The organism is Aliihoeflea sp. PC F10.4 (assembly GCF_054612275.1).
Map to the genome: position 1 here is coordinate 4,007,772 of NZ_JBTSWH010000001.1, position 25,187 is coordinate 4,032,958.

Below are 25,187 nucleotides of genomic sequence, written 5' to 3' on the forward strand. Positions count from 1 at the left end.
AATTGCGAGCTACGCGACGCGCCTGTTTCGCGTCACGGCCCTTTTGCAGAATGGAGCGGTGTCAGCTCCGGAACTTCGCCACCACGGCGTCGCCCATCTCGGTCGTCGAGACCGTACGCGCGCCTTCGGAAGCAATGTCCTTCGTGCGGATGCCATCGTCGAGAACAGCCGAGATCGCCGCTTCCAGACGGTCGGCCTCTGCCACCATGTTAAACGAATACCGCAGGCACATGGCGAAGGACGCAATCATCGCGATCGGGTTGGCGATGCCCTGACCGGCGATGTCGGGGGCGGAGCCATGTACCGGCTCATAGAGCGCCTTGCGCTTGCCGGTCTTCGCGTCGGGTGCGCCAAGCGAGGCCGACGGCAGCATGCCGAGCGAGCCGGTCAGCATGGCGGCAACGTCGGACAACATGTCTCCGAAAAGATTGTCCGTGACGATCACGTCGAACTGCTTGGGCCAGCGCACGAGCTGCATACCGCCAGCGTCAGCCAGCATGTGAGTCAGCTTTACATCGGAATATTTCGCTTTGTGGGTCGCGGTGACGACCTCGTTCCAAAGGACGCCCGACTTCATGACGTTGCGCTTTTCCATCGAGCAGACTTCATTTCGGCGCGTGCGCGCAAGCTCGAAGGCCACGCCCGAAATGCGCTCGATTTCGAACGTGTCGTAGACTTGTGTGTCGATGGCGCGCTTCTGGCCGTTGCCGAGATCCGTGATCGTTTTCGGCTCTCCGAAATAGACGCCGCCGGTCAGTTCGCGGATGATGAGGATGTCGAGACCTTCGACCACTTCCGGCTTGAGCGAGGACGACGCGGCAAGCGCGGGATAGCAGATCGCCGGACGCAGATTGGCGAAAAGCTCCATGTCCTTGCGAAGGCGCAGAAGCCCGGCCTCGGGACGCACCTCATAGGGGACGCTGTCCCACTTCGGCCCGCCGACTGCGCCGAACAGGACGGCGTCAGCCGCCATCGCCTTTTCCATGTCGGCCTCGGAGATCGCCTGACCATGCGTGTCATAGGCGCTGCCGCCGACCAGACCTTCCTCCACTTCGAAGCCCGCGCCCATTTCGTCGTTCATGATCGCGATCAGCTTGCGCACCTCGGCCATGGCCTCCGGGCCGATACCGTCGCCGGGCAGAAGAAGAAGCTTGCGCGATGCCATGAAGAACCTCCGGTCGATTGTGTCGCCAAGTGTGATCACTGCGACAGTTTCTGTCGGTCTTGCTGATATTGCGCTTGAGCGCGGGCGTCCAGTCTTTGCGAAGCAATCAGGCTGGATTCGGTGATGGACCAGCGGCCATGGTGCGGCTGTCGATGCGATCCAGAAACGCGCCGATCCTCTCACGCCCGCCCAGCCGCACGATGTTGACATGGTTGGCCTCGGGAAAGATTTCGACACTGGCGAAGGATGGATTGGCGGCGGCCAGCGCCCGCGCGAAAGAGGGCGGCGTCACCGCGTCCTGCCCACCTGCCAGAAGCAACACCGGCGCATTGATTTCGCGAATGCGTGCGAGATTGTCGAGCCGAGTGCGAACCAGAAAGCTCGGCACCGGGCCGGCCTGCTGGCGCACGGCGGCCAGAAAGTTGCTGATCGGCGCTTCGAGGATCACGGCCAACGGGTCGGTCAGCGACGCGGCGTTGGCGGCGAAACCCGATCCCATCGAATAGCCATAAAGGATCGTGCCGCTGCCTGTCAGGCCATCGTCGCGAAGCTTGGCCAGTAGGGCGAGAATGTCGCGGTGCATGTCGATCTCGCGCGGCACGCCCGGATTGCCGCCATAGCCGCGATAACCAACCAGAACCAGACCGAACCCATCCGCAACGCGGTCGACCAGATGCGCTGGCTTCCTGACGATATCGCCGTCGCGGCCAGCGAAATAGACGATGACAGGACGGCCGGCCTGCGGCGCGACATACCACGAGCGCACTATCAGCCCGTCATGCGTCGTCTGGTCGAGCGGAAGCATTTCGCGCTCGGTGCCGAAATCGAGGATGGAAAAGGCGAGGCGGTCGCGAAACAGGAAGTGGTCGGGCACGATGGCAAGCATCAACACCCCCGCCATCGCAAGCCCGCCGATCGCCGCCGCGATCGCGGCGAGCACGCCCCACGAGCCTGCATCTTTCTGCCTTGCGGGGCGGCGTATTGGGCGGGCTGGTTTCTTCGCTGGCGTCATCGATCCTTTGCAGGCGTTGGTTCCGGACAGGGGATCAAGCCCGGCAACACCGCATCGGTTCCATCACGCATCGCAGCGCTTCGTCAGGTGCTCGCCTGATCGTGCTCGCGGTGATAGGCGACGACACGCTCGACCTCGTCAGCATCGCCGAGAACCACGCCGACGCGCTGGTGCAGCGCGGTTGCGTCGACATCCATGATGCGCGTGCGCCCGTCGAATGCCGCGCCGCCGGCCTGCTCGATAAGGAACGCCATCGGGTTCGCCTCGTACATCAAGCGCAGCTTGCCCGGCGTGTCGGGTTTGCGGGCGTCCCAGGGATACATGAAGATGCCGCCGCGCTTCAAAATGCGATGCACGTCGGCGACCATCGAAGCCGTCCAGCGCATGTTGAAATTCTTTTCGCGAGCGCCTTCCTTGCCCGCGAGGCACTCGTCGACATAGCGGCGAACGGGCGGTGCCCAGTGGCGATAGTTCGACATGTTGATGGCGAACTCGGCATAGGCTTTGGGGATGGTGATGTTGGACTGCGTCATGCGCCAGGAGCCCATGTCGCGGTCGAGTGCGAATTCGTAGACGCCGGTGCCGACCGTCAGCACGAGAAGCGTCTGCGGGCCGTAGATCGCGTAGCCAGCGGCGACCTGCGTCGCACCGCTCTGAAGGAAATCGGCCTCGTTTATTTCGCGCCCTTCAGCCCCGGCCGGTGCCTTCAGCACCGAGAAGATTGTGCCGACCGAGATATCGACGTCGATATTGGACGAGCCGTCGATCGGATCGAAAAGCAGAAGATATTCGCCGCGTGGGAAACGGTTTGGCGTCGGATAGATCGCCTCCATCTCTTCCGAAGCCATGGCGGCCAGATGCCCGCCCCATTCGTTGGCTTCCAGAAGGATTTCGTTGGCGATGACGTCGAGCTTTTTCTGGACTTCGCCCTGTACGTTCTCGCTGCCCAGATCGCCGAGCATGCCGCCGAGCGCGCCCTTGTTCACCGAATGGCTGATCGCCTTGCAGGCGCGTGCGACGATTTCGATCAAGAGGCGCAACTGGCCGGGAAGCGCGTCCTTCTCGCGTTGCTGTTCGACGAGAAAGCGGGTCAGGGTCTTGTTCGTCACGGGCGATCCTTGCGTTCTGAAAGCGTTGGAAAACGGTTTAGCCGTTTTTCGTGTCAGGACAAGGACGCCCGGATCATTCGGCTCCGATCGCCTCGTCCTTTGCAGCGCGGATATTCTCGGGCCAATCATCGAGCGGAGGCCACGCCGTTCTCGCGTGCTGCTGCGCGAAATAGAGCCGCCTGTTCGCGGTGTCGATCGCCATGAAGCCATCCGATGCGCCACAGGCATGAGGCACGCAGCCATTCGCGGTGTAAATGCCGCTGTCGCCGAGAGGTTCGAGGCCCGCCGAAACGAGCAGCGCGGTCGTCACGTTGCTCAAATTGTCGCCCAGGGTGGCAAGCGCCATTTCGTAGATCGCCGCGTTGCGGAAAACATCCGTCGGGTAGGACATCGCAGCGGGATCGAAATCGTCCCATCCCGTATCGGGCTCGGGTACATAGGCGATCGAGCCATGGGTCCGCATTCCCTCGTCGGGAGACCAACGCCGCACCACGGCTTGCGCGCCCGGCATCAGATAGGGAACGAAGAAGATCGCATCCTGCGTCACGGCGGGCGAGGGCGCGCCGCACTCGTCCGGCGGCGAAGCCGCCTGCAAATCGCCGGCACCGTCGCGCCACACCATAACGCTGACCGAGCCGCACATATTGCCGCCCGGGCCTTTCTGGAAGATCGCGACCTCGATGTCGCCGAGCGTCACGTTGCGGTCATGGAAGATCACATAGTCACGCGCGATCTCCTCGCCGTCGGCCGTCAGGATTTTTTGCAGGTCATCCGCTTCGGTAATAGTGAAAGTCGTACCGGCAAACTCGATCGGCGCGTCGTCCTGCGCCCATACCGGAACGGCAAGCACGAGCAGGCCGGCGAAGAGGGACATCGTGCTTCGCATGGCCGGCTCCGTCCTTACGTTTCGCTGTCAGGCCCAGGGGCGGGTTTCGGCGTAGGTCTTTTCGAAGCCGTCGATGGACGTGGCCTTTTCCATGGTCAGGCCGATATCGTCGAGCCCGTTCAGAAGGCAATGGCGCTTGAATTCATCGAGGTCGAACTTGACGGTGCCGCCATCGGGACCATGGATTTCCATGGCTTCCAGATCGATCGTCAAGGTCGCGTTCGCGCCGCGCTCGGCGTCGTCCATCAGCTTGTCGAGGTCGTCCTGGCTGACCATGATCGGCAAGATGCCGTTCTTGAAGCAGTTGTTGTAGAAAATGTCGGCGAAGGACGTGGAGATCACGCAGCGAATGCCGAAATCGAGCAGGGCCCAGGGTGCATGCTCGCGGCTCGATCCGCAGCCGAAATTGTCGCCTGCAACGAGGATCTGCGCCTTGCGATAGGCTGGCTTGTTCAGGACGAAATCCGGGTTTTCCGTACCGTCCTCATTGAAGCGCATTTCGGCGAACAGGCCCTTTGAAAGCCCTGTGCGCTTGATCGTTTTCAGATAGTCCTTCGGAATGATCATGTCGGTATCGACATTGACGATGGGCAGGGGGGCGGCGACGCCCGTCAGCTTCGTGAACTTTTCCATCTTACCGAAGTCCGTTCTCTTTTCGATCGTTGCGCGCTGGTTTACTCCAACCGACCCGCCAAAGCAAAGGGGCAACCCGTGAAGGCTGCCCCTTTTCATGTCAGACGCGTTCGATCTTAAACGCGGGCGAGTTCGGCAACGCCCGTCTCGGTGCCGGTCAGACGCCGCGAGCGGCCATCCTTACCGACGACCATCTCCACGCGTCGCCGCTCGGCCGAGAAATGCGGCGAGGTAACGACATCGACCGGCGGGTCGAACGTGACCGTCATGCGCCACAGATCGGGCTTGATGGTCTTCGCCAGCGCGTGGACATGACCTTTCGCCGGTTTGCCGTTGAACGTGCCCGAAACGGCATCGCCGACGGTAAAGGGCAGCGCTTCTTGCGTTTCCGGCCGCGCGGCAAGCACGTTCCAGTCGCGCACGCCTTCCTGGCGGGCGACGAGTTCGAGCGCCTTCGAATGCGTGATTTCGATCCCGTCCTCCTTGAGCGCTGTGCGCAGGCGGCGGGCATGGTCCTTGAATGCGGATACACTGTTGGTCATCCGGATCTCTCCTATCGATGCGGCGATTTACGCGACGGGTGTCCGCTTTGCCGTTTCGGCCGTCACATGACAGGGGAAACGAATGACGAGGGAAGACTTCACCTTGGCTTGGCGCCTGCGGACGGCGGGCGCTTCCGGCCCGACGCGCAGATAGGTACCGGCTTTCGTTTGTTCAATGGCTGCTTATATGACGTTCAGCTCGCGAAACGGACGGCCTTCGCGGATGCGTGCATAGCCGAAAGGCGTGCAGTCGATCGTGCGGTATTCGCCATGGACGACCAGTTCCGCGAGCGCCTTGCCGACGGCCGGTGCCTGTTGCAAACCGTGGCCGGAAAAGCCGTTGGCGAAGATGAAGTTCGACACCTCCGGGTGCGGTCCAATCACGGCGTTCTGGTCGAGCGTATTGTAGTCGTAATGCCCGGCCCAGGCGCGGCCGGGTTTCAGCGCCTCGAAAGCGGGGATGCGCACGGCCAGAACCGGCCAGATGCGTTCCTCGAAAAGCGGCCAGTCCGGTTCGAAGTCGCACGGATCGGCGGCCGTGTCGCCCGTGTGATCCTCCGCTCCGCCTGTAATATAGACGCCGCCCTCCGGCCGCACATAGATGCCGGACGGATCGACAGTTAGCGGCATGTCGTCGAAACGCTCCTGCGCCTCGAAGACGAAGACGGAGCGTTTGCGCGGCTCGATCGGCAGATCGATCCCTGCCATCGCGGCGACGCGCCCCGCATTCGGGCCGGCAGCGTTGATGACCAGGCCCGCCTCGATGCGCGTTCCGTCGGCGAGCATGATGCCTGTGACGCTATCGGCTTGCCGATTGATGCCCGTCACCTCGCCTTGAACAAGGTCGATATCGCGGGTCTTCAGGCTCTTGCGGATCAGGCCGAGCAGCGCATGGGCGTCGAACCAGCCTTCGCCGCTTCGCCCATAGGCACCTGCTGCGATGCCGTCCGCCGATAGCCATGAAAATCGCGCTTCGAGGTCGCCCGCTGACATCAAAGCGATATCCGCGCCTTCCCGCATCTGGATTTCGTGATTGGCTTTGAGGATCGCGCGTCCCTCGGCGCTTGCGAGGATGAGATATCCTTTTTCACGAAAACCGATGTCGGCATCGTCGCCGAAGCGGTCACGCAACTCCCGGAAAAAGCCGAGCGTAAAGCGTGACAGGCGGATGTTTTCGGGGATCGAGAATTGCTGGCGGATCGAGGCGCAGGACAGTGTCGTGGCGGCCTGCGCGAAGGCCGGGTCGCGCTCGATGACGGCGACCGTGCCCGTAAACCCTTCCTCACGCAGAAAGTACGCCAACGACGCGCCCATGATCGCGCCGCCGATGATCACGATATCCCGGTGCATGCCGTCTCCGCCTGTTTCTAACAGCGTCAGGGAAACAGGCTCACGCGGCGGTGTCGACCGGATTCTTGCGGGTCTGCATGAATTCCTGAACGCGGCGGCCAAGCGCGCGCTGCTTCGGCTTCATGTCGGGCGTCAGCATGTCGGAAATGTCGAGTGTCGGCATTTTGCCGACCGCGTCGAAATGATCGGCCAGCCAGTCTTCGGCGGCGCTGCGCCCCAGATCGCGCAGATATTCCAGAAACGCCCATTCGGCGTTGATCTTCGAAGACGCCGACAAATCCTTGAACGCCTCGTCCGCATCGATCCGATGCATGCGTATGTCGCGATACTGGCCCGAATCGATCTTGCCGGCGGCGATCAGTTCCTTGACGAAGGCGATGGCGCGAAATTCGCGCAAAAGCGCGGCGTTGAAGGTGATCTCGTCGATCCGGTTCTGTATTTCGCGCGATGAGGTCGGCGCGCGGTCGCGGGCGACGGGATTGATCTGGACGAGAAGCACGTCGTCGGTCTTCGAGCCGGTGAAGAACGGAAAGAGCGCCGGGTTGCCGCCATAACCGCCGTCCCAGTAAGGCTCGCCATCGATCTCGACCGCCTGGAAGATATGGGGCAGGCAGGCTGACGCCATCACCGCATCGACCGTGATTTCCTTCTTGCCGAAGACGCGGATCTGGCCGGACAGCACATTCGTTGCGGAGATGAAGAGGTTCGGCCCGGACGCGGTCCTTACGCGTTCGAAATCGATCTCGTGTTCGACGACGTCGCGCAGCGGATTGAGGTTGAGCGGGTTCGCCACATAAGGCGAGACCATGCGGGTGAAGGCGTCGAAGAAGACGTAACCCGGCGAGTTCTCGACCTGCCAATTGCCCCACAAAACATCCCACGGCGTCCGCTGGATCGGGCTGAATCGTCCCTTGCGCGCCACCGCCGCCCAGAAATTCGACAGAGCCTCGCGCGCGCCGTCATGGCGTCCGCGCGCCCAGCCATCGGCAAAGGCGACCGTGTTCATCGCACCGGCGCTGGTTCCCGAAAGCGCGGCGACATCGAGCCGCCCGTCCTCCAGCAGCCGGTCGAGCACGCCCCACGAGAACGCGCCGTGCGAGCCGCCGCCCTGAAGCGCGACATTGACCGGCTTCGTGCTGCCGGCTCGCGCGTTCATTGCGCGGTCCAGCCGCCATCGACGGAGATCGTCGTGCCGGTGATCTGCGCGGCGTCGTCGGATGCCAGGAATGCGACCGTTCCGCCGATTTCCTCGACGGTGGCGAATTGTTTCGACGGCTGCTTTTGCAGGATGCGGTTCGCGACCACGTCGTCGCGGCTCTCGCCCGTTTCGGCGATCAGATCCTCGATCTGCTTTTCGACGAGCGGCGTCAGGACGAAACCGGGGCAAACGGCATTCGCCGTGATGCCCTCACCCGCCGTTTCCAGCGCCGTAACCTTGGTGAAGCCGACGATGCCGTGCTTGGCGGCGACATATGCCGATTTGTTGACCGAGGCGCGAAGGCCATGCGCCGACGCGATGTTGACGATGCGCCCCCAGCCAGCCTTGCGCATCAGCGGAAGCACGGCAGCCGTGGTGTGGAAGGCCGAACTCAGATTGATCGCGATGATCCGGTCCCACTGATCTGTCGGAAACTTGTCGATCGGCGCGACATGCTGGATGCCGGCATTGTTGACGAGCAAATCCACCGTTCCAGATGCCTGTGCCGCCTTTTCGATGAGTGCGCGGCAATCGGCCGCCTTCGACATGTCGGCGCTGACATAGATCGCCTTCACGCCGAACTCCTCGGCGAGTTTTTCGGCAAGCGCCGTGTCGGCCTCATCGTTGGTGTAGGAGTTAAGGACAAGGTTAAAACCCTTGCCCGCGAGCGACCTTGCGATGGCAAGTCCTATGCCCGAGGTCGATCCGGTTACCACGGCGGTTCGTGCGTTCATCGTTTTCAACCCGTCATTCGTTTGTATCTTCTTTTCCCGATCATATATTGCAGTGCAGCACAAAATCCAGCCGGTGTGCCTTGCTCCTGCCCGGAGCGGGGTTTAATCCGGGAGGATCAGGCGCAGAACGAGGCGACCCAGTGAACCCGCATGTCCAGTTTCTCGACCGTCCGCTGACGCGGCGCGTTTCGGTTCCGGTGCCCGTCGGCGGTGTTCTCGTCGGCGGTGGCGCACCGGTCGTCGTCCAGTCGATGACCAACACCGACACGGCAGACATCGACGCTACGGTGGCGCAGGTCGCCGCGCTTCACCGCGCCGGCTCGGAGATAGTGCGGATCACCGTCGACCGGGACGAAAGCGCGGCCGCCGTGCCGAAAATCCGCGAACGGCTGGAGCGGGTCGGCGTCGACGTGCCGCTCGTCGGCGATTTCCATTATATCGGCCACAAGCTTCTCGCTGATCATCCTGCCTGCGCGGAAGCGCTGGCGAAGTACCGGATCAATCCGGGCAATGTCGGCTTCAAGGACAAGAAGGACAAGCAGTTCGCCGCCATCGTCGAAACCGCGATCCGGCACGACAAGCCGGTGCGTATCGGCGTCAATTGGGGCTCGCTCGATCAGGAACTTCTGACGCGCCTGATGGACGACAATCAGGCGAAAGGCGCGCCGATGACGGCGCAGGAAGTGACGCGCGAAGCGATCGTGCAGTCTGCGATTCTGTCGGCAGAGCTTGCCGAAGAGATCGGGCTGGCGCGCGAGCGCATCATCCTGTCAGCCAAGGTTTCTCAGGTTCAGGACCTGATCGCCGTCTATGTCGAGCTTTCCAAGCGTTCGAACCATGCGCTGCATCTGGGTCTCACCGAAGCCGGAATGGGCACGAAGGGCATCGTCGCCTCGTCGGCCGCCATGGGCGTTCTTCTTCAGCAGGGCATCGGCGACACGATCCGCATTTCGCTGACGCCCGAGCCGGGCGGGGACCGCACGCGCGAGGTTCAGGTCGGGCAGGAATTGCTGCAGACCATGGGCTTTCGCCAGTTCCTGCCGGTGGTTGCGGCGTGCCCGGGTTGCGGGCGGACGACCTCGACCGTCTTTCAGGAACTCGCGCAGACCATCGAGGGCGATCTTCGCCGCAACATGCCTGTCTGGCGCGAGAAATATCCGGGCGTCGAAAATCTCAAGGTTGCGGTGATGGGCTGCATCGTCAACGGGCCGGGCGAATCGAAACATGCCGATATCGGCATTTCACTGCCCGGAACGGGCGAGACGCCGGCCGCACCCGTCTTTATCGACGGCGCGAAGGCGGCCACCTTGCGCGGTCCGGCAATCGCCGCCGATTTTCAGGTGATGGTCGCGGACTATATCGAAAAGCGCTTCGGGCGCGGCGAAACCGCCTGACATGCGGTGGCGGGCAGCTCTTTCAGCGCTCGCCCTTCTTTATTCCGCGCACCTGCACGCCGCCGAAAAGGCTCCCCCCACAATCGGCCTCGTCTGCGACCTCATCGCTGAGAACGCAGTGCGTAACGATTTGTCGGTCGATTATTTCGCGCGTCTTATCTGGAAGGAGAGCCGGTTCGACCCGAACGCCGTCAGTCCGGCCGGGGCCGAGGGCATCGCGCAGTTCATGCCCGGCACTGCGGCGTTGCGCGGGCTTGGCGATTCCTTCGATCTGCATCGCGCGCTTGCGGCCTCCGCAGCGTATCTCGCCGAACTGTCCGCCAAATACGGCAATCCCGGCCTTGCCGCGGCCGCCTATAATTCGGGCGAAGGGCGCGTGTCGCGCTGGCTCGCGTCGGGCGGCTTCCTGCCGCTGGAAACGGAAAACTACGTGCTCGACATCATGGGTGCGCCGGCCGATTCGTTTATCGGCGTAACGAGGGCGGTCGCGGTCCAGCCACTTGATGACGATAAGCCGTTCGACGACGCCTGCCGGCAGCTTCCCGCGACCGGCGCGTCGATGATCGCCATGGCGAGCCAGCACATCCTGCCATGGGGCATTCAGGTCGCGGGAAATTTCCGCCGCGATGCGGCGCTCCGGCAATGGCAACGATTGCGCCAGTCGCATGTACGGGTGCTTGCCGATCATGAGCCGGTCGTCAGCCGCATGCGCTCGGGTCGCGGGCGGGCGGGTGTCTATGCGGTGCGGATCGGAGCGGCAACGCGGGGCGAGGCGGACGAAATCTGCGCGGCGCTGCGCCATTCGGGTGGCTCCTGCATCGTCATACGCAATCGCTAACCGTTGAAGCGTTGCGCAAGGCCGCGCGCCGGGCGCAGCACGAACAGCGCGTAAAGCCGGTCCGCCAGCGCGAGCAGGCGAGCGCCGAACAGTCGGTCGAAGCGGATGGCCAGCCATGCCGCCAATGCGCCGACAAACACGGCGCCCACCATATCGAACGGGAAATGGACGCCGACATAGATGCGCGCCCAAGCCACGATAAGCCCGGCTGCGCCGATCACCAGCGCATGACGCCAATGCGAAAGCATCGCCATTGTGATCGCATAAGTGAACATGATCAGCCCGTGATTGGACGGGAAGGATGGGCTGGAACGATGCTCGACCAGCGCGTGACCGATCGGGATCAGATAGGGGCGCTGCGTCGGCACGATCTTGCCGATGAGATAGCTGACAGCCAGACCTGCCACGAGCGCGGTGAGGAGGATCAGCGCCTGCCGTCGTACGGAACGGTCGCCCAGCACCCAGATCATGACCAGATGGAGCGGAATCAGATAGATGATCATTTTCGCCGCGACGAAGGCGATGGCGGCCATAACGCCCCAATTGTCGCTCGACGCGTTGAGCATGAGAAAAAGCTGCTGATCGATGGCGTTCATATGGTCTCGCATTTCGGCGCGTCGCATGCACCGATTCGATGGCGAGATTGCGCCCGGCTGGTTAACTGGCCGTTAGCCGGCGTCTTAACCTTTCATCGTTGGCGGCTTGCCACGAACCGCGCCGTCGCGATGAGAATGCCTGCGCGCGTGCCATAAGGTGCGAGCACATCCTCGGCCTGCGTGACGAGACCCTTCAACTGCGTGCGCGCCCACGCCTCGCCATGCAGATCGACCAATGTCGCCTTGCCGGCACCGGTGTCCTTGCCGGTCGCCTTGCCCATGGCCTCGGCGCTTGCGGTACGGTCGAGAAGGTCGTCGGCGAGCTGAAACGCAAGGCCGACCGCCGAGCCGAACTCGCCCATACGCTCGATATCCGTTTTTGATGCACCGGCTGCGATCGCGCCGGCTTCGCAGGCGAACCGGATCAGCGCGCCGGTCTTCATCGCCTGAAGCCGGATGATGGCGGCCTCGTCCGGCGCGTCGTGCACGGCCGAAAGATCGAGCGCCTGCCCGCCGACCATGCCGCCGATGCCGGCCGCGCGGGCAAGCTTCAAGGTCAGGGCGAGGCGCGTTTCGGCGGGAAGGTCGGTCGCCGCGTCGGCGACGATGTCGAAGGCGAGCGTCAAAAGCGCGTCGCCAGCGAGAATGCCGGCCGCCTCGTCGAACGCCTTATGAACGGTCGGCTGGCCTCGGCGCAGATCGTCGTCGTCCATGGCCGGCAGGTCGTCATGGATCAGCGAATAGCAGTGGATGCATTCGAGTGCGGCCGCCACGCGCAGCACGGCCTCGCCATCCACGCCGAACATTGCTGTGCTTTCCGTCAACAGGAACGGGCGCAGGCGCTTGCCCCCGTTCAGGACGCCGTGGCGCATCGCCGCCAGAAGGCGCGCGGGGCGCGCAAGTTCTCCTTCGGCCAAGTCCGGCGCGAGCAGGGCTTCCAGCATCGTCTCCACACGCAAGGCGGCGCTGGAGAGCAGCGTTTCGAAATCGATATCGGTCTGCATCGGCGAGGCATCGCCGCAAATCACGTCACGGTCAAGTCGGCTGGCGAAGATTGCGCCTTTCGCCCTGAGACGCTAGACGGGATCAGGTGTCAGGACATGGAAGAAACGGGTGGACGAGCCTGCAATCGAGGTCGAGCCGCGCAGACGCGAAAGGCCCGAGGCCATGGCGCTGCTGAAACCGCGCCGCACGCGCAAGTCGCGGCTACGCTGGCTTCGGCGCGGGCTGATGTTGCTCGTCATCATTGCGCTGTTGCCGATGGTTCTGACGCTGCTTTACCGCCTGCCGGCCGTGCCCGCTCCGTCCACGCTGATGGTGCGCGATGCGCTGACCTTTCAGGGCTACGACCGGCGCTGGGTGCCGATCGACGACATGGGAACACGCATCGTCCATGCGGTCATGATGTCGGAGGACGGCCAGTTCTGCGCTCATCAGGGCGTCGACTGGAGCGCGCTCAACACCGTCATAGAGGGTGCGATGTCCGGCGAACGCACGCGCGGCGCTTCGACCATCTCCATGCAGACCACCAAGAACCTGTTCCTCTGGCATGGCCGCTCGGTCATCCGCAAAGGCATCGAGGTGCCGCTGTCGCTTTATGTTGACGCCGTGCTGCCGAAGAAGCGGATCATGGAAATATACCTGAACATCGCCGAGTGGGGACCGAACATCTATGGCGCGGAAGCGGCCGCGCAATATCATTTCGGCCGCTCGGCGCGCGATCTGACCGCCCGACAGGCGGCGCTTCTGGCGGTGTCGCTGCCGAGCCCGCTGACGCGAAATCCCGGCAATCCGGGCCCCGGCCTCAGTCGCCTCGCCAATACGATCGAGCGCCGCGCGGCGCAGGCTGGCGCTTATGTCGGGTGTTTGCGGTAAGCGGGAACGCAGATAAAAATCTGCACGCCGAGTCTGGCCAAGCCACGCCCATGCGTGTATAGGCACCGCAACCTTCGCAGAATTCGGCCAGTTGCAGGCCCTTGTCCAAAGGGCGGCGGCGGCCATCGACCGTTTACCGGAGCAGACAAATGGCAGTACCTAAAAGGAAGACCTCGCCTTCGAAGCGTGGCATGCGTCGTTCGGCCGATGCGCTGAAGTCGCCGACCTTCACCGAAGACAAGAATTCCGGCGAGATGCGCCGCCCGCACCATATCGATCTTAAGACCGGTATGTATCGCGGTCGCCAGGTGTTGACGCCGAAGGAAGGCTGAGCCTTCCCTTGTGCATTAAAAAAGCCGGGCATTGCCCGGCTTTTTTGTTTGCCTGACGAGGGGATCAGGCGTCGGTCCCGCGAACCATCTGGGTCGATTCCCAGCCTTCGCCGGCCGAAATGATGCAGCTATTGCCGTCCGTACCGGTTGCGAGGATCGTCCAGGATCCGCTGTCCGACACGAAGATTTCCACGACAGCATTCTGGTCGACCATGCCGACTGCGGTAACGTTCTCCTTGAACTGCTGTTCTAGTTCGGAAACGATATGGGTGCGATCGCTGCACATATTCATGTTGAGCATGTTGGCATTCATCGCCGGAAGCTGCTGTTCGACGGGTGCGGTCGTCTGGGTCGCCATATCCGCGTTTGGGCTGGTTGCCGACGCGAAGGGAAGAGCAGTCAGAACCATGGCGGCTGCGGACGCTGAAACGATAAATGCCGTACGTGCCATGATGGCACCTCCTGCGTTTCGGTCAGCGGGGAACGACGCTCTACAAAATACCCTGGCCCGACCTTGAAATCTCTACATTTCCGCGCTTGGCGGTCTCGGGCAAACAAGGGTTGAGAAAAGGTATCCGTTCCATCACCATTTTGTGACGATACGTTACTTGAGCTGATGGAACCCAAAGAAAACGGGCGTCATTGGACGCCCGTTCTACAAGATTTATAGTAGCAAAGAACGTCAATCCATCGTGAGAATGACGAACTCCGCGCCGTCCCTGATGCCCGCCCGCGCGCCCGCGGCCAAAGGCGAGGCCGCGCAGACAGAAAACCGTGCGGCATCAGTTCATCGTTGGGATGACGAACTCCGCGCCGTCCTTGATGCCGGACGGCCAGCGTGACGTAACCGTCTTGGTCTTGGTATAGAAGCGAAACGCGTCCGGTCCGTGCTGGTTGAGGTCACCGAAGCCCGAGGCTTTCCAGCCGCCGAACGTGTAATAGGCGATCGGCACCGGAATCGGCACGTTGACGCCGACCATGCCGACTTGAACGCGGGAGGCGAAATCGCGTGCGGCATCGCCGTCGCGCGTGAAGATCGAGACGCCGTTGCCGTATTCGTGCTCGTTCGGCAGGCGGATCGCTTCCTCATAGTTTTTGGCGCGCACCACCGACAGGACGGGGCCGAAAATCTCTTCCTTGTAGATCTTCATGTCGGGCGTGACGTGGTCGAACAGGCAGCCGGCCATGTAATAGCCATTCTCATAGCCCTGCATCTTGAAGTCGCGCCCGTCGACGACGAGTTTTGCGCCTTCCTTCACGCCGCCATCGACATAAGTCTTGATGCGCGCAAGCGCGTCGGCGGTGACCACCGGTCCGAAATCGGCAGATGCGTCGAGCGATGAGCCGATCTTCAGCGCCTCGACGCGCGGAGCCAGCTTTTCGACCAGCCGGTTGGCGGTTTCCTCGCCGACGGGCACCGCAACCGAGATGGCCATGCAGCGCTCGCCGGCCGAGCCGTAGCCTGCGCCGATCAATGCGTCGACGGTCTGGTCCATATCGGCGTCAGGCATGATGATCATGTGGTTCTTGGCACCGCCGAAGCACTGCGCACGTTTGCCGTTCGCCGTTGCGCGCGAATAGATGTACTGCGCGATCGGCGTCGAGCCGACAAAGCCCACGGCCTTGATGTCCGGATCGTCGAGAATGCCGTCGACCACGTCCTTGTCGCCATTGACGACATTGAGGACGCCGGCCGGCAGCCCGGCCTCGATGAAGAGTTCGGCGATGCGCATTGGCACGGACGGGTCGCGTTCCGACGGCTTCAGGATGAAGGCGTTGCCCGCCGCGATGGCCGGACCGATCTTCCAGAGCGGAATCATGGCCGGGAAGTTGAACGGCGTGATGCCGGCGACGACGCCGAGCGGCTGACGCAGCGAATAGACATCGATGCCGGGGCCGGCACCGTCGGTGTATTCGCCCTTCATCAGATGCGGCGCACCGAGACAAACCTCGATTACTTCGAGGCCGCGCTGGATGTCGCCCTTGGCGTCGGGGATGGTCTTTCCATGCTCGCGGGCCAGCATTTCGGCCAGTTCGTCATATCCGTTCTGGACGAGTTCGAGGAACTTCATCAAAACGCGCACCCGGCGCTGCGGATTGGTCGCGGCCCAGCCGATCTGGGCTTCCTTCGCATTTTCGACGGCCTTGCGCAGTTCCTCGCGCGAGGCAAGCGCCACCTTGCCGCGCACCGAGCCGTCCATCGGCTGCATGATGTCCTGGCTGCGTCCCGAAGTTCCGGCGACGCGCTTGCCGCCGATGAAATGTCCGACCTCGATCATGAGCGTCTCTCCCTTGTGGTTGGTCGCATCATCGACCCGGAAAACCGGGAAAGCAACGTCACGCTGGTGCAATCCGCTGTGCATGAATGAGTGCGCAAGAAACAAGGTGCAGTAATATGCGCAACGCGGTATGGAGGCGGCCGGAGGATATTCGATGAACTGGGACGATATGCGCGTATTCCTGGCCGTGGCGCGATCCGGGCAGATATTGGGGGCGGGAAAGCGGCTCGGCCTCAATCATGCGACGGTTTCGCGGCGCGTGGTCGCGCTCGAATCCGCGCTCGGCGCGAAGCTGCTCAACCGGCTGACGACAGGCTGCGAACTGACGCCGGAAGGCGAACGTTTCCTGTCGGTGGCCGAGCGTATGGAGGCCGACGTGATCGCCGCGCGCGCGGAGATGGCCGATGAGGGCGGCTCCCTTTCCGGTACGGTCAGGATCGGCGCGCCGGACGGTTTCGGCGTTGCCTATCTTGCCGGACGCCTGCCGCAATTGTCCGCGCTTCATCCCGACCTCGATTTGCAACTGGTGCCGGTGCCGCGCTCGTTTTCCCTTTCGCGGCATGAGGCGGATATCGCCGTCACTGTGGACCGGCCGACCGAGGGGCGGCTCGTGGCGGTCAAACTCGTCGACTACACGCTGGCGCTTTATGTTTCGCGCGATTATGCCGCCGCCAACGCGTTGCCCCAAGATGCTGACGACCTGCCGAACCATCGGCTCATCGGCTACGTGCCGGACCTGATCGTCTCGCCCTCGCTCGACTATGCGCGCCAGTTCCATCCGCAATGGGAGGCGCGCTATTCGGTGTCGTCCGCGCTGGGCCAGGTCGAGGCGGTGCGAGCGGGAGCCGGCATCGGCATCCTGCATTCCTTCATCGCGCGCAAGCACGCCGATCTCGTGCATATCGAGGCGATCAAGCCCATCAGGCGCGCCTATTGGCTCGTCTATCACGAATCCGTGCGGCCGGTCCGCCGCATCCAGGCCGTTGCGGCACATATCGCGCAGACCGTCGAACGGGATCGCGCGCTTTTTGCATGAAGAAAGACCCTGCAATGACCACCATCATTCGTGCCGCGCGCGAAAGCGATTTGCAGCAGATTACGGACATCTACGAGGATGCCGTCCTCAACGGCACGGCAACTTACGAACTCACTCCGCCCGACCTTGCCGAAATGACGAAGCGCTTCGATGCGCTGATCGAGGGCGGGTTTCCCTATCTCGTCGCGGAAGCCGACGGTGTCGTCGCGGGCTATGCCTATGCCGGTGCGTTCCGCCCGCGCCCGGCCTATCGCTTCATCGTCGAGGATTCGGTCTATGTCGCGCCGAGCGCCAAGGGCAAGGGCGTCGGGCGTGCGCTGATGGAAGGACTGATCGAGGAAGCGACGCGGCTCGGCTTTCGCCAGATCATCGCCGTCATCGGCGACGGACATCCGGGCAGCGCCTCCGTAAAGCTTCACGCCAAGCTCGGCTTCGCCGATGCCGGCAAGCTCACAGGCACAGGCTACAAACACGGGCGCTGGCTCGACACGGCCTTCATGCAGCTTGCGTTGAACGAGGGCGCGGGTGCAGCGCCCGATCCGGCCTCGCTTCCAGAAAGGCGCTTTCGCGGCGAAGATTAGACGCCGAGCGCTGCCAGTCGTGCCGGCAATTCCTTCAATGTCTCGGCCGTCGCATTGGCGAAGGCGACGCGCAGATGGCGCTCGTTCTGCGATCCGAAGAACGAGCCGGGTATCGTGATGACGCCCGCCTCGCGCGCCAGCCTTTCCGCGACATCGACGCTCGACACGGTGTCGAACGGGTGCCGCAGAAAGGCGAAATATGCACCGACCGCATCGAGCGTCCAGCCATTGACGCCGTCGAGTGCAGTGCGTAGCGCGTCGGCCCGGTTCGCGATCTCGATGCGGTTTTCCTCGCGCCAATCTATCAGCGCCGGGATCGCCTTCGTCAGCGCGATTTGCGGTGCGCGCGGCGCACAGATCTGGACATTGTCCATGATCTTGGCGATCGCTTCGACGATTTGCGGCGATCCGGTCACCGCGCCGAGCCGATGACCCGGAATGCAGAAGGATTTGGAAAAGGAATAAAGCCCGATCAGATTGTCGCCCCAGCGCGGTTCGGCAAAGAGATCGTGCGGGCGCGTATCTGCAACTGACAGGAAATCGCGATAGGTTTCGTCGAGGATCAGCCAGATTCCCTTGTCGCGGCACAGCGCCAGAAGCTCGGCCAGAAGCGCAAGCGGATAGACGGCGCCGGTCGGATTGTTCGGCGTGACGATGGCAAGCGCCCGGACCTTTTCGTCGATGGCGGCGGCGACGTCTTCGACGGCCGGCAAAAATCCGTTTTCCGCGTGGCAGCGCACATAACGCGGCTCGATGCCGAGCATGGCCAGCGTCGTTTCGTGGTTAAAATAGCACGGATTGGTCATCAAAACCGCGTCACCAGCCCCGGCAACGGCCATCGCGGCAGTGACGAAGGCCTGATTGCAGCCGGCTGTAATGTGGATGTTCGCCGCTTTGATCGACGCCCCGTAAAGCGCGCTCTGGTGCTCGGCATAGGCTGCGCGCAGGGCGCTTTCTCCCTCGATCGGCCCATAACCGGTGGCGGCGACCGAACCGGCCGCCTCGGCCAGCCAGTCAAGCATGCGCTTTTCGGGCGGATAGCCCGGCACGGCCTGACTTAGATCGATCAGCGGCCCCATCCGTCCGTCATAGGCGCGGCCCCAACCCTGCACGAGCGGGATCGGCGGGGCGGACAGATTGGCGATCAGCGGATTGAGGGAAGCCGGACGTGTCAAATTCCATGACCTTCATGCGGTGAAAGTTCGAGCGCTATACCATTCTGGCCGATCAATCCAATGCGCGATGCAACCGCGTTGCCGAAGCGACCTCGCCGCGTTATGGCGAGAGCCATTCAACGCGTTTCATAAGAGGATTTCTCCATGACCATCACCCGCCACGAGACCGGCCCGCGCATGAGCCATGTCAATGTCTTCAACGGCGTCGTCTATCTCGCAGGTCAGGTAGGCGAGGGCGACACCGTCAAGGCGCAGACCGAATCGGTCCTGAAGGAAGTCGACCGTCTTCTGGCTATCGGCGGTTCGTCGAAGTCGCGCATCCTGTCGGCTCAGATCTGGCTTTCCGACATGGCCGATTTCGCCGAGATGAACGCGGTTTGGGACGCCTGGGTCGATCCGTCGAACACGCCCGCACGCGCAACCGGCGAAGCCAAGCTCGCCGCGCCGAAATACAAGGTCGAGATCATCGTCGTCGCCGCGCAGGGCTAAAACGCCCCGAAAGCTACGCGCCGACGAGTTTCAACTTCTTGTCGAAGACGGTCATGACGCGGGCAAGTTCGTGCCCGCGCTTCAAGACGACGCCGTTCGCCGCCATGACGGAAAACGCGCCCTGCTTGCGCGCGAGCGCCGGCGTCTTGACGATCTGGAACAGCGGAACCTCGCTGGTGCGCCGGAAAACGGAAAAGATGGCGCGATCCTTCAAATGATCGATCGCATAGTCGCGCCATTCGCCGGCGGCGACCATCCGACTGTAGAGCCGCAGGATCAGATCGAGTTCGAGGCGGTGAAACGTCACCGGAAGCTCCATGCGCTCGCGGCGCGCCTCATGAAGCGGGATGAGCGTTGCGGAGCGCTCGGCGCCTGCGCCATGTCCGCCATCGGTCATCGGCGAACCTCCTCGTGACAGTTTCGCGACATGAGAGCAGGTTCGCCCGCGCCACACGCAATTGCAAGGTCAAAACATTTGCCGAGTCGTACGGTTATTCAACCTCACGCCAAGGGACAGCCTGTCGGAATTGGTGATTGTCGGCCTCATTGTCGCCGCAATTAATCCAAGGTCCGGCCTCAATCGAAGACCAAAGTCCCACCGTTGCCTGAGACGGTTCGGTCCGGCCCGGTGCCGTAACCCCAAGCCCCCCGCCCACGGGATCGACGTCGGATCGAACCAACTCGGCAACTTCTTCCCTTGAAATCGTCAGCAGCCAGCCGCGAGGATTACGATCCTTCGTGATGATGAATCAGGGCTGCGCCGCGGATTTCGCCCGGCAGGCCGTTCGCGTCGATCTCCTGCAAGAGAACCGCCACCCCTCCCGCGCCTTTCTTGCGAACGTCATGCAGCGGCAGGCGCATCTCGGCAGCCTTCCCTTCCCACATGCCAGCGCTGTGAAACGCCTTCACCGGATGAACATAGGCATGCGAGCGCCCGCGATTTCGTCCCTGTCCGATATCGACCTCGGTTCGGTCGGCGAAATAGACCACGAGCACGCTCGCCTCGCCGCGGGCAACGCCTTCACCGACCGAAATCACGAGACTGTCCGGGTCGAAACGAAGATCGACATCGACGGGCAAAAGACCGCCTTTGCGAACACGGCGAATCGCCGCGTCCACGCGGTCGGGTTTCGAGCCCTTCAAATCGCCCTCACCGTTGATGACGATCTGCGGCGTATAGACCGACCGGTTTCCGAAAATGCGCGAATAATCGCGCTGGCGATCGGTGTTTTCGGGCGTGGCAAGCGTGTCCTTCCAGCCCAGATAATCCCAATAGTCGACATGGAAACCAAGCGCGACCACGTCGCCGGTCTCGGCAAGTTCGGCGAGCTTGGCGTCGGCCTTCGGGCAGGAGTTGCAGCCCTGGCTGGTGAAGAGTTCGACCACGGCGACGGGCTTGTCGACATCGGGCGAGGCCGATGCGGCAAAGGTAACAAAGCCGGCTATCGCAAAGGCGATGAGCCCAGATGCGCGTGGCATTCCCATGATCGATCCGGTTTCAGGCGGCGAGCCGGAATGGCGCCGCCGCAATCGACATAAGGTTAGGCATTGCGTGAGGTCAACGGAAAGTCACGTTCGGGTGAAACGCAGGCGCAAAAAAACCGGGGCGCGAACGCCCCGGTCGATGATTTCATTATGCGCGTTCGCTCAGGCGGCGAGATCGCGCAAGACGTATTGCAGGATGCCGCCATTCTTGAAGTAGTCGAGCTCATCGAGCGTATCGATCCGGCACCAGATCGGCACGTCCTTTTCGGTGCCGTCCGCATAGGTCACCTTGGCGACCATCTTCTGACGCGGCTTGATCGCATCGAGGCCCTCGATGGTCACGGTCTCGTCGCCCTTGAGCGCCAGCTCCGCCCAGCTCGTACCGTCTTCCAGAACGAACGGGATGACGCCCATGCCGACAAGGTTCGAACGGTGAATACGCTCGAACGACTGCGCGATGACCGCGCGCACGCCCAGAAGATTCGTGCCCTTGGCCGCCCAGTCGCGCGACGAGCCGTTGCCGTATTCGACGCCCGAGAAGATTACCAGCGGGACGCCTTCTTCCTTGTAGCGCATGGCGGCGTCGTAGATCGACATCTCCTCCTTGGAAGGATAGTGGATCGTGTAGCCGCCCTCGCGCCCGTTTTCGCCCAGCATGTGGTTGCGGATGCGGATATTGGCGAAGGTGCCGCGCATCATCACCTCATGGTTGCCGCGCCGCGTGCCGTACTGGTTGAAGTCGGCGACGCCGACGCCATGCTCGGTCAGGTAAGCACCTGCCGGCGAGGCCGCCTTGATCGAACCGGCCGGCGAGATGTGGTCGGTCGTGATCTTGTCGCCGAAGAGGCCGAGGACGCGCGCGCCGTTGATCGGTGCGATCTTGCCGTCGGACTTCTTCTGCATGCCTTCGAAGTAAGGCGGGTTCTGCACATAGGTCGAATCGTCGTCCCAGGTGTAGGTCTGGCCGGCCGAAACCTGCACCTTCTGCCAATTCTCGTCGCCCTTGAAGACGTCTGCATATTTCTCGGCGAACAGTTCGCGCGTGACGTTCTTCGCGATGAAGTCCTGGATTTCGGCCGAGGTCGGCCAGATGTCCTTCAGGAAGACGTCCTTGCCGTCCTTGTCCTGGCCGAGCGGCTCCGTGGTCAGATCCTTCGTTACCGAACCGGCAAGCGCGTAGGCGACGACCAGTGGCGGCGAGGCGAGGTAGTTCGCCTGAACGTCCGGCGAGACACGGCCCTCGAAGTTGCGGTTGCCCGAAAGAACGGCCGCCGCGATCAGACCCTTGTCGTTGATCGTCTTCGAGATCGGACCTGGCAGCGGACCGGAATTGCCGATGCAGGTCGTGCAGCCGAAGCCGACGAGGTTGAAGCCGATCTGGTCGAGTTCGGTCTGGAGGCCGGCGCGTTCCAGATACTCGGCGACCACCTGCGATCCGGGTGCGAGCGAGGTCTTCACCCAGGGCTTCTGCTTCAGGCCGAGGCGGTTGGCGTTGCGTGCCAGAAGACCGGCGGCGATCAGCACTGACGGGTTAGACGTGTTGGTGCAGGACGTGATCGCCGCGATGGCGACGTCGCCATGGCCGATGTCGAAATCCTCGCCTTCCACCGCATAGCGGCGGTCGGTGTCCGCCGTCTTCTTGTATTCCTTGCCGAGAGCCTCGGCGAAGCCCGACGCGATGTCCTCCAGAGCGACGCGGCCTTCGGGGCGCTTCGGGCCGGCCATGGACGGCACCACCGTACCCATGTCGAGTTCCAGCGTGTCGGTGAAGACGAGGTCGGAGCCGTCGCCGTCGCGCCACATCCCTTGAGCCTTCGAATAGGCCTCGACCAGCGCGATGCGCTGCTCGTCACGGCCCGACATGGTCAAATAGTTGATGGTTTCGCCGTCGACGGGGAAGAAGCCGCAGGTCGCGCCGTATTCGGGACCCATATTGCCGATCGTGGCACGGTCGGCGAGCGTCATGTTGCCGAGGCCCGAACCGTAGAATTCCACGAACTTTCCGACGACGCCCTTCTTGCGCAGCATCTGCACGACGGTGAGCACGAGGTCGGTCGCGGTCACGCCTTCCTTGAGTTTGCCGGTCAGCTTGAAACCGATGACTTCAGGCAGGAGCATGGAGACCGGCTGGCCGAGCATGGCCGCCTCCGCCTCGATACCGCCGACGCCCCAGCCCAGAACGCCGAGGCCGTTGATCATCGTCGTGTGCGAATCGGTGCCGACGCAGGTGTCCGGATAGGCGACGGTGACGCCGTCCTCTTCCTTCGTCCAGACGGTCTGGCCGAGATATTCGAGGTTGACCTGGTGGCAGATGCCGGTGCCGGGGGGAACGACCCGGAAGTTGCGGAACGCCTGCTGGCCCCATTTCAGGAACTTGTAGCGCTCCTCGTTGCGCTCGTATTCGAGCTCGACGTTACGGGCGAACGCCATCGGCGTGCCGAACTCATCGACGATGACCGAGTGGTCGATGACGAGGTCGACCGGAACGAGCGGATTGATCTTTTCCGGGTCACCGCCGAGCGAGACCATCGCGTCGCGCATCGCGGCGAGATCGACAACGGCCGGAACGCCGGTGAAGTCCTGCATCAGGACGCGGGCCGGGCGATAGGCGATCTCGACGCCGGCCGTGCCCTTGTCGTTCAGCCATTGCGCGACGGCTTCGATCGATTCCTTGGTGACGGAGCGGCCGTCCTCGTTGCGCAGAAGATTCTCGAGCAGCACCTTCATCGAGAAGGGAAGCTTCGAGATGCCGGCCAGGCCGTTCTTTTCCGCTTCGATAAGGTTGAAGTAGGTGTATTCGGTGCCGTTCACGTCAAGCGTGCGGCGGCAATTGAAGCTGTCGAGTGATTGTGTCACGTGCGTTCCCTAACTGTCGGTGCCGAGAGGGGACGAACGCCAGTGTGCATCACGCGCAAAGGTTGCGGGTACGGTCATTTCCGCTGTCCGTCACCCCGCAACCCGGCCGTTCAAGGCGGCACGCGCGCTGGCTCGGCGCAAATTTGGTCCACACGCCGACCGCTGGCGTGGTTGCCGGTTCTATAGAGAATTTCTTATAAGAGTTCCAGAGTAGCGGGCCGGTAAAATGCATTGCCCGCATCAATAATTGGCAGGGGGTGGACGCATGCGGCTCGTCGCCGAGGCACTTTGCGGCGAACGCGGCGGCGAGCCCGTGTTCGGGCCGCTCGATTTCGCGTTGGGAAGAAGCGAGGCGCTCGTCGTCACCGGCGAGAACGGGTCGGGCAAATCGACGCTGCTGCGCGTCGTCGCCGGTCTTTTGCCGGCCGCTTCCGGTTCCGTCAGGCTCGACGGCGCCGAAGACGGCCTCGTTGCCGCCGCCGCGCATTATCTCGGTCACCAGAACGCGATGAAGGCCGCACTTTCGGTTAACGAGAACCTCGATTTCTGGCGCGAGTTCAACGGCGAGCCGTTCCTCACCAATGAACAGGCGCTGGAGGAGGTCGGCCTTCCCGATCTGGGTCATCTGCCGTTCGGCTACCTGTCGACCGGCCAGAGACGGCGTGTTTCCATCGCGAAGCTGCTCGTCAGCTATCGTCCGCTCTGGCTGCTCGACGAGCCCACCGCCGGGCTCGACGCGCGTTCGGAACGCCGTTTCGCTGCGTTGATGGAGGCACATCTGGAAGATGGCGGGATCATCGTCGCGGCGACGCATATTCCGCTCGGGATCAGCGGCGCGAGCGAACTGGTGATGGGAGAACGTTGAAATGATCGCGCTCTATCACACCCTTCCGGAGCGAAGCGTTTGCTAGCCCTCTTCATCCGAGACATCCGGCTCGGCATCCGCGCCGGCGGCGGGATGCTGGTGGGCGTCCTGTTCTTCCTCGCCGTCGTCGCGGTCGTGCCCTTCGGTGTCGGGCCGGATCTCAACCTTCTGGCCCGCATCGGGCCGGCGATGCTGTGGATCGGTGCGCTTCTCGCCGGCCTTCTCGGCCTCGACCGGCTTTTCCAGGCCGATCGCGAGGACGGTTCGCTCGATCTCCTGATCCTCGCCGACACGCGTCACATGCTGGCCGTGACCGTTTTCGTGAAGTGCCTTGCCCATTGGACGGCGAGCATCCTGCCGCTCGTCGTCGCCTCGCCGCTCCTCGGCCTCTTCATGAACATGGAGCCGGTCGCGATCCTCGCCACCTCCGCCACGCTTCTCGCCGGCACGCCCGCCATCGCCTTCATCGGCGCTGTGGGCGCTGCGGTCGCGGTCGCCTTGCCGCGCGGTGGCCTTCTGGTATCGGTGCTGGTCCTGCCGCTCGTTATTCCCGTGCTGATCTTCGGCGTTTCGGCGGCCTACGGCGCTGCCAACGACCCGCAGCCCTTCCTGCCGCCGTTTCTGATATTGTGCGCGCTCACCCTGTTCTTCGCCGTGATCGGACCGGTTGCCGCAGCACTCGCCCTGAAATCAGCGAATGACTGACGCGACGACATCACGCACGGCAGCTTGATCGACGGCGAATTGCGCCAAAAGC

26 protein-coding genes are annotated in these 25,187 nt (G+C 62.9%); 9 read left to right on the forward strand and 17 right to left on the reverse strand.

Annotated features, from left to right (window positions below):
* Window positions 1-61: 61 nt before the first annotated feature.
* The 9 genes from leuB to ACX82Z_RS20130 all read right to left on the reverse strand — a co-directional run bounded on the left by leuB (window position 62) and on the right by ACX82Z_RS20130 (window position 8,638).
* Window positions 62-1,165: a 3-isopropylmalate dehydrogenase gene (leuB, locus tag ACX82Z_RS20090; protein WP_459590862.1), complete on the reverse strand. Its 1,104-nt coding sequence runs from the start codon at window positions 1,163-1,165 to the stop codon at window positions 62-64.
* A gap of 106 nt (window positions 1,166-1,271) precedes the next feature.
* Window positions 1,272-2,177 carry an alpha/beta hydrolase gene (locus ACX82Z_RS20095; protein WP_459590863.1) on the reverse strand — a complete coding sequence of 302 codons (906 nt, stop codon included), beginning with the start codon at window positions 2,175-2,177 and terminating at the stop codon, window positions 1,272-1,274.
* An 83-nt stretch (window positions 2,178-2,260) separates the two neighbouring features.
* On the reverse strand, window positions 2,261-3,286 hold the full coding sequence (locus ACX82Z_RS20100) for a class 1 fructose-bisphosphatase (RefSeq protein ID WP_459590864.1): 1,026 nt from the start codon (window positions 3,284-3,286) through the stop codon (window positions 2,261-2,263).
* A 73-nt stretch (window positions 3,287-3,359) separates the two neighbouring features.
* A complete protein-coding gene (locus ACX82Z_RS20105; RefSeq protein ID WP_459590865.1) occupies window positions 3,360-4,172 on the reverse strand; it encodes a hypothetical protein in 813 nt (270 codons plus the stop codon).
* A gap of 27 nt (window positions 4,173-4,199) precedes the next feature.
* Complete coding sequence (gene leuD, locus ACX82Z_RS20110) at window positions 4,200-4,805, reverse strand: 3-isopropylmalate dehydratase small subunit (RefSeq protein WP_459590866.1); 606 nt, start codon at window positions 4,803-4,805, stop codon at window positions 4,200-4,202.
* A 116-nt stretch (window positions 4,806-4,921) separates the two neighbouring features.
* A complete protein-coding gene (locus ACX82Z_RS20115) occupies window positions 4,922-5,347 on the reverse strand; it encodes a glyoxalase superfamily protein (protein WP_459590867.1) in 426 nt (141 codons plus the stop codon).
* Window positions 5,348-5,530: 183 nt separating this feature from the next.
* Window positions 5,531-6,697, reverse strand: coding sequence for an NAD(P)/FAD-dependent oxidoreductase (locus tag ACX82Z_RS20120; RefSeq protein WP_459590868.1), 1,167 nt, complete (start codon window positions 6,695-6,697; stop codon window positions 5,531-5,533).
* Window positions 6,698-6,737: 40 nt separating this feature from the next.
* The gene (locus ACX82Z_RS20125) at window positions 6,738-7,853 is read right to left on the reverse strand and encodes a patatin-like phospholipase family protein (RefSeq protein ID WP_459590869.1); all 1,116 of its coding nucleotides are present in this window, start codon (window positions 7,851-7,853) and stop codon (window positions 6,738-6,740) included.
* Entirely contained in the window at window positions 7,850-8,638 is a 789-nt protein-coding gene (locus ACX82Z_RS20130; protein WP_459590870.1) for a 3-hydroxybutyrate dehydrogenase, read from the reverse strand. The genes ACX82Z_RS20125 and ACX82Z_RS20130 overlap by 4 nt, the downstream gene beginning before the upstream one ends.
* A gap of 131 nt (window positions 8,639-8,769) precedes the next feature.
* On the opposite strand from ACX82Z_RS20130, the gene ispG reads away from it, so the two are divergent.
* Window positions 8,770-10,023 (forward strand): flavodoxin-dependent (E)-4-hydroxy-3-methylbut-2-enyl-diphosphate synthase, encoded by a 1,254-nt coding sequence (gene ispG / locus ACX82Z_RS20135; protein ID WP_459590871.1) that lies wholly within the window; start codon window positions 8,770-8,772, stop codon window positions 10,021-10,023.
* A gap of 1 nt (window position 10,024) precedes the next feature.
* Window positions 10,025-10,861: a lytic transglycosylase domain-containing protein gene (locus tag ACX82Z_RS20140; protein ID WP_459590872.1), complete on the forward strand. Its 837-nt coding sequence runs from the start codon at window positions 10,025-10,027 to the stop codon at window positions 10,859-10,861.
* Here the strand turns inward: ACX82Z_RS20140 and ACX82Z_RS20145 are convergent.
* A complete protein-coding gene (locus ACX82Z_RS20145) occupies window positions 10,858-11,457 on the reverse strand; it encodes an undecaprenyl-diphosphatase (RefSeq protein ID WP_459590873.1) in 600 nt (199 codons plus the stop codon). The two genes, ACX82Z_RS20140 and ACX82Z_RS20145, sit on opposite strands and share 4 nt — an antisense overlap.
* A 92-nt stretch (window positions 11,458-11,549) precedes the next feature.
* Window positions 11,550-12,461 (reverse strand): polyprenyl synthetase family protein, encoded by a 912-nt coding sequence (locus tag ACX82Z_RS20150; protein ID WP_459590874.1) that lies wholly within the window; start codon window positions 12,459-12,461, stop codon window positions 11,550-11,552.
* Between the two features lie 163 nt (window positions 12,462-12,624).
* Between ACX82Z_RS20150 and mtgA the strand changes: the two genes are divergently transcribed.
* Together mtgA and rpmF are read left to right on the forward strand one after the other, a co-directional pair.
* Window positions 12,625-13,332 (forward strand): monofunctional biosynthetic peptidoglycan transglycosylase, encoded by a 708-nt coding sequence (gene mtgA, locus ACX82Z_RS20155; RefSeq protein ID WP_459911902.1) that lies wholly within the window; start codon window positions 12,625-12,627, stop codon window positions 13,330-13,332.
* 149 nt (window positions 13,333-13,481) lie between these two features.
* Window positions 13,482-13,664 carry a 50S ribosomal protein L32 gene (rpmF, locus tag ACX82Z_RS20160; protein ID WP_024587246.1) on the forward strand — a complete coding sequence of 61 codons (183 nt, stop codon included), beginning with the start codon at window positions 13,482-13,484 and terminating at the stop codon, window positions 13,662-13,664.
* 64 nt (window positions 13,665-13,728) lie between these two features.
* On the opposite strand, the gene ACX82Z_RS20165 is transcribed toward rpmF, so the two are convergent.
* Both ACX82Z_RS20165 and ACX82Z_RS20170 read right to left on the reverse strand, forming a co-directional pair.
* Window positions 13,729-14,115 carry a hypothetical protein gene (locus tag ACX82Z_RS20165; RefSeq protein ID WP_459590875.1) on the reverse strand — a complete coding sequence of 129 codons (387 nt, stop codon included), beginning with the start codon at window positions 14,113-14,115 and terminating at the stop codon, window positions 13,729-13,731.
* A 331-nt stretch (window positions 14,116-14,446) separates the two neighbouring features.
* On the reverse strand, window positions 14,447-15,943 hold the full coding sequence (locus ACX82Z_RS20170) for a CoA-acylating methylmalonate-semialdehyde dehydrogenase (protein WP_459590876.1): 1,497 nt from the start codon (window positions 15,941-15,943) through the stop codon (window positions 14,447-14,449).
* Window positions 15,944-16,097: 154 nt separating this feature from the next.
* Between ACX82Z_RS20170 and ACX82Z_RS20175 the strand changes: the two genes are divergently transcribed.
* Together ACX82Z_RS20175 and ACX82Z_RS20180 are read left to right on the forward strand one after the other, a co-directional pair.
* Entirely contained in the window at window positions 16,098-16,979 is an 882-nt protein-coding gene (locus tag ACX82Z_RS20175; protein ID WP_459590877.1) for a LysR family transcriptional regulator, read from the forward strand.
* A 14-nt stretch (window positions 16,980-16,993) separates the two neighbouring features.
* Window positions 16,994-17,560: an N-acetyltransferase family protein gene (locus ACX82Z_RS20180; protein WP_459590878.1), complete on the forward strand. Its 567-nt coding sequence runs from the start codon at window positions 16,994-16,996 to the stop codon at window positions 17,558-17,560.
* On the opposite strand, the gene ACX82Z_RS20185 is transcribed toward ACX82Z_RS20180, so the two are convergent.
* Window positions 17,557-18,735: an aminotransferase gene (locus ACX82Z_RS20185; protein WP_459590879.1), complete on the reverse strand. Its 1,179-nt coding sequence runs from the start codon at window positions 18,733-18,735 to the stop codon at window positions 17,557-17,559. The genes ACX82Z_RS20180 and ACX82Z_RS20185 overlap by 4 nt on opposite strands.
* 144 nt (window positions 18,736-18,879) lie before the next feature.
* Between ACX82Z_RS20185 and ACX82Z_RS20190 the strand changes: the two genes are divergently transcribed.
* Window positions 18,880-19,224, forward strand: a complete 345-nt coding sequence (locus ACX82Z_RS20190) for a RidA family protein (protein WP_459590880.1) — start codon at window positions 18,880-18,882, stop codon at window positions 19,222-19,224.
* Between the two features lie 13 nt (window positions 19,225-19,237).
* Here ACX82Z_RS20190 and ACX82Z_RS20195 read toward each other — a convergent pair whose 3' ends face one another.
* From ACX82Z_RS20195 to acnA, 3 genes are all read right to left on the reverse strand, one after another.
* Window positions 19,238-19,621, reverse strand: coding sequence for a DUF2794 domain-containing protein (locus ACX82Z_RS20195; protein WP_459590881.1), 384 nt, complete (start codon window positions 19,619-19,621; stop codon window positions 19,238-19,240).
* 329 nt (window positions 19,622-19,950) lie between these two features.
* Window positions 19,951-20,709, reverse strand: coding sequence for a DUF1223 domain-containing protein (locus ACX82Z_RS20200; protein WP_459590882.1), 759 nt, complete (start codon window positions 20,707-20,709; stop codon window positions 19,951-19,953).
* Between the two features lie 162 nt (window positions 20,710-20,871).
* Window positions 20,872-23,565 carry an aconitate hydratase AcnA gene (gene acnA, locus ACX82Z_RS20205; protein WP_459590883.1) on the reverse strand — a complete coding sequence of 898 codons (2,694 nt, stop codon included), beginning with the start codon at window positions 23,563-23,565 and terminating at the stop codon, window positions 20,872-20,874.
* Between the two features lie 265 nt (window positions 23,566-23,830).
* Here acnA and ccmA point away from each other — a divergent pair, with 265 nt between their 5' ends.
* Both ccmA and ccmB read left to right on the forward strand, forming a co-directional pair.
* The gene (gene ccmA, locus ACX82Z_RS20210) at window positions 23,831-24,430 is read left to right on the forward strand and encodes a heme ABC exporter ATP-binding protein CcmA (RefSeq protein WP_459590884.1); all 600 of its coding nucleotides are present in this window, start codon (window positions 23,831-23,833) and stop codon (window positions 24,428-24,430) included.
* 39 nt (window positions 24,431-24,469) lie between these two features.
* Window positions 24,470-25,135, forward strand: a complete 666-nt coding sequence (gene ccmB / locus ACX82Z_RS20215; RefSeq protein WP_459590885.1) for a heme exporter protein CcmB — start codon at window positions 24,470-24,472, stop codon at window positions 25,133-25,135.
* The last annotated feature ends 52 nt before the right edge of the window (window positions 25,136-25,187 follow it).

Coding starts and splice junctions, on each gene's coding strand:
- ACX82Z_RS20125 (WP_459590869.1), bottom strand. CDS start 7,853: ATGAACGCGCGAGCCGGCAGCACGAAGCCGGTCAATGTCGCGCTTCAG.
- mtgA (WP_459911902.1), top strand. CDS start 12,625: ATGGCGCTGCTGAAACCGCGCCGCACGCGCAAGTCGCGGCTACGCTGG.
- ACX82Z_RS20115 (WP_459590867.1), bottom strand. CDS start 5,347: ATGACCAACAGTGTATCCGCATTCAAGGACCATGCCCGCCGCCTGCGC.
- ACX82Z_RS20190 (WP_459590880.1), top strand. CDS start 18,880: ATGACCATCACCCGCCACGAGACCGGCCCGCGCATGAGCCATGTCAAT.
- ACX82Z_RS20165 (WP_459590875.1), bottom strand. CDS start 14,115: ATGGCACGTACGGCATTTATCGTTTCAGCGTCCGCAGCCGCCATGGTT.
- ACX82Z_RS20180 (WP_459590878.1), top strand. CDS start 16,994: ATGACCACCATCATTCGTGCCGCGCGCGAAAGCGATTTGCAGCAGATT.
- ccmA (WP_459590884.1), top strand. CDS start 23,831: ATGCGGCTCGTCGCCGAGGCACTTTGCGGCGAACGCGGCGGCGAGCCC.
- ACX82Z_RS20150 (WP_459590874.1), bottom strand. CDS start 12,461: ATGCAGACCGATATCGATTTCGAAACGCTGCTCTCCAGCGCCGCCTTG.
- leuB (WP_459590862.1), bottom strand. CDS start 1,165: ATGGCATCGCGCAAGCTTCTTCTTCTGCCCGGCGACGGTATCGGCCCG.
- ACX82Z_RS20145 (WP_459590873.1), bottom strand. CDS start 11,457: ATGAACGCCATCGATCAGCAGCTTTTTCTCATGCTCAACGCGTCGAGC.
- ACX82Z_RS20170 (WP_459590876.1), bottom strand. CDS start 15,943: ATGATCGAGGTCGGACATTTCATCGGCGGCAAGCGCGTCGCCGGAACT.
- ACX82Z_RS20095 (WP_459590863.1), bottom strand. CDS start 2,177: ATGACGCCAGCGAAGAAACCAGCCCGCCCAATACGCCGCCCCGCAAGG.
- ACX82Z_RS20175 (WP_459590877.1), top strand. CDS start 16,098: ATGAACTGGGACGATATGCGCGTATTCCTGGCCGTGGCGCGATCCGGG.
- ACX82Z_RS20105 (WP_459590865.1), bottom strand. CDS start 4,172: ATGCGAAGCACGATGTCCCTCTTCGCCGGCCTGCTCGTGCTTGCCGTT.
- ACX82Z_RS20195 (WP_459590881.1), bottom strand. CDS start 19,621: ATGACCGATGGCGGACATGGCGCAGGCGCCGAGCGCTCCGCAACGCTC.
- leuD (WP_459590866.1), bottom strand. CDS start 4,805: ATGGAAAAGTTCACGAAGCTGACGGGCGTCGCCGCCCCCCTGCCCATC.
- rpmF (WP_024587246.1), top strand. CDS start 13,482: ATGGCAGTACCTAAAAGGAAGACCTCGCCTTCGAAGCGTGGCATGCGT.
- ACX82Z_RS20200 (WP_459590882.1), bottom strand. CDS start 20,709: ATGGGAATGCCACGCGCATCTGGGCTCATCGCCTTTGCGATAGCCGGC.
- ACX82Z_RS20120 (WP_459590868.1), bottom strand. CDS start 6,697: ATGCACCGGGATATCGTGATCATCGGCGGCGCGATCATGGGCGCGTCG.
- ACX82Z_RS20140 (WP_459590872.1), top strand. CDS start 10,025: ATGCGGTGGCGGGCAGCTCTTTCAGCGCTCGCCCTTCTTTATTCCGCG.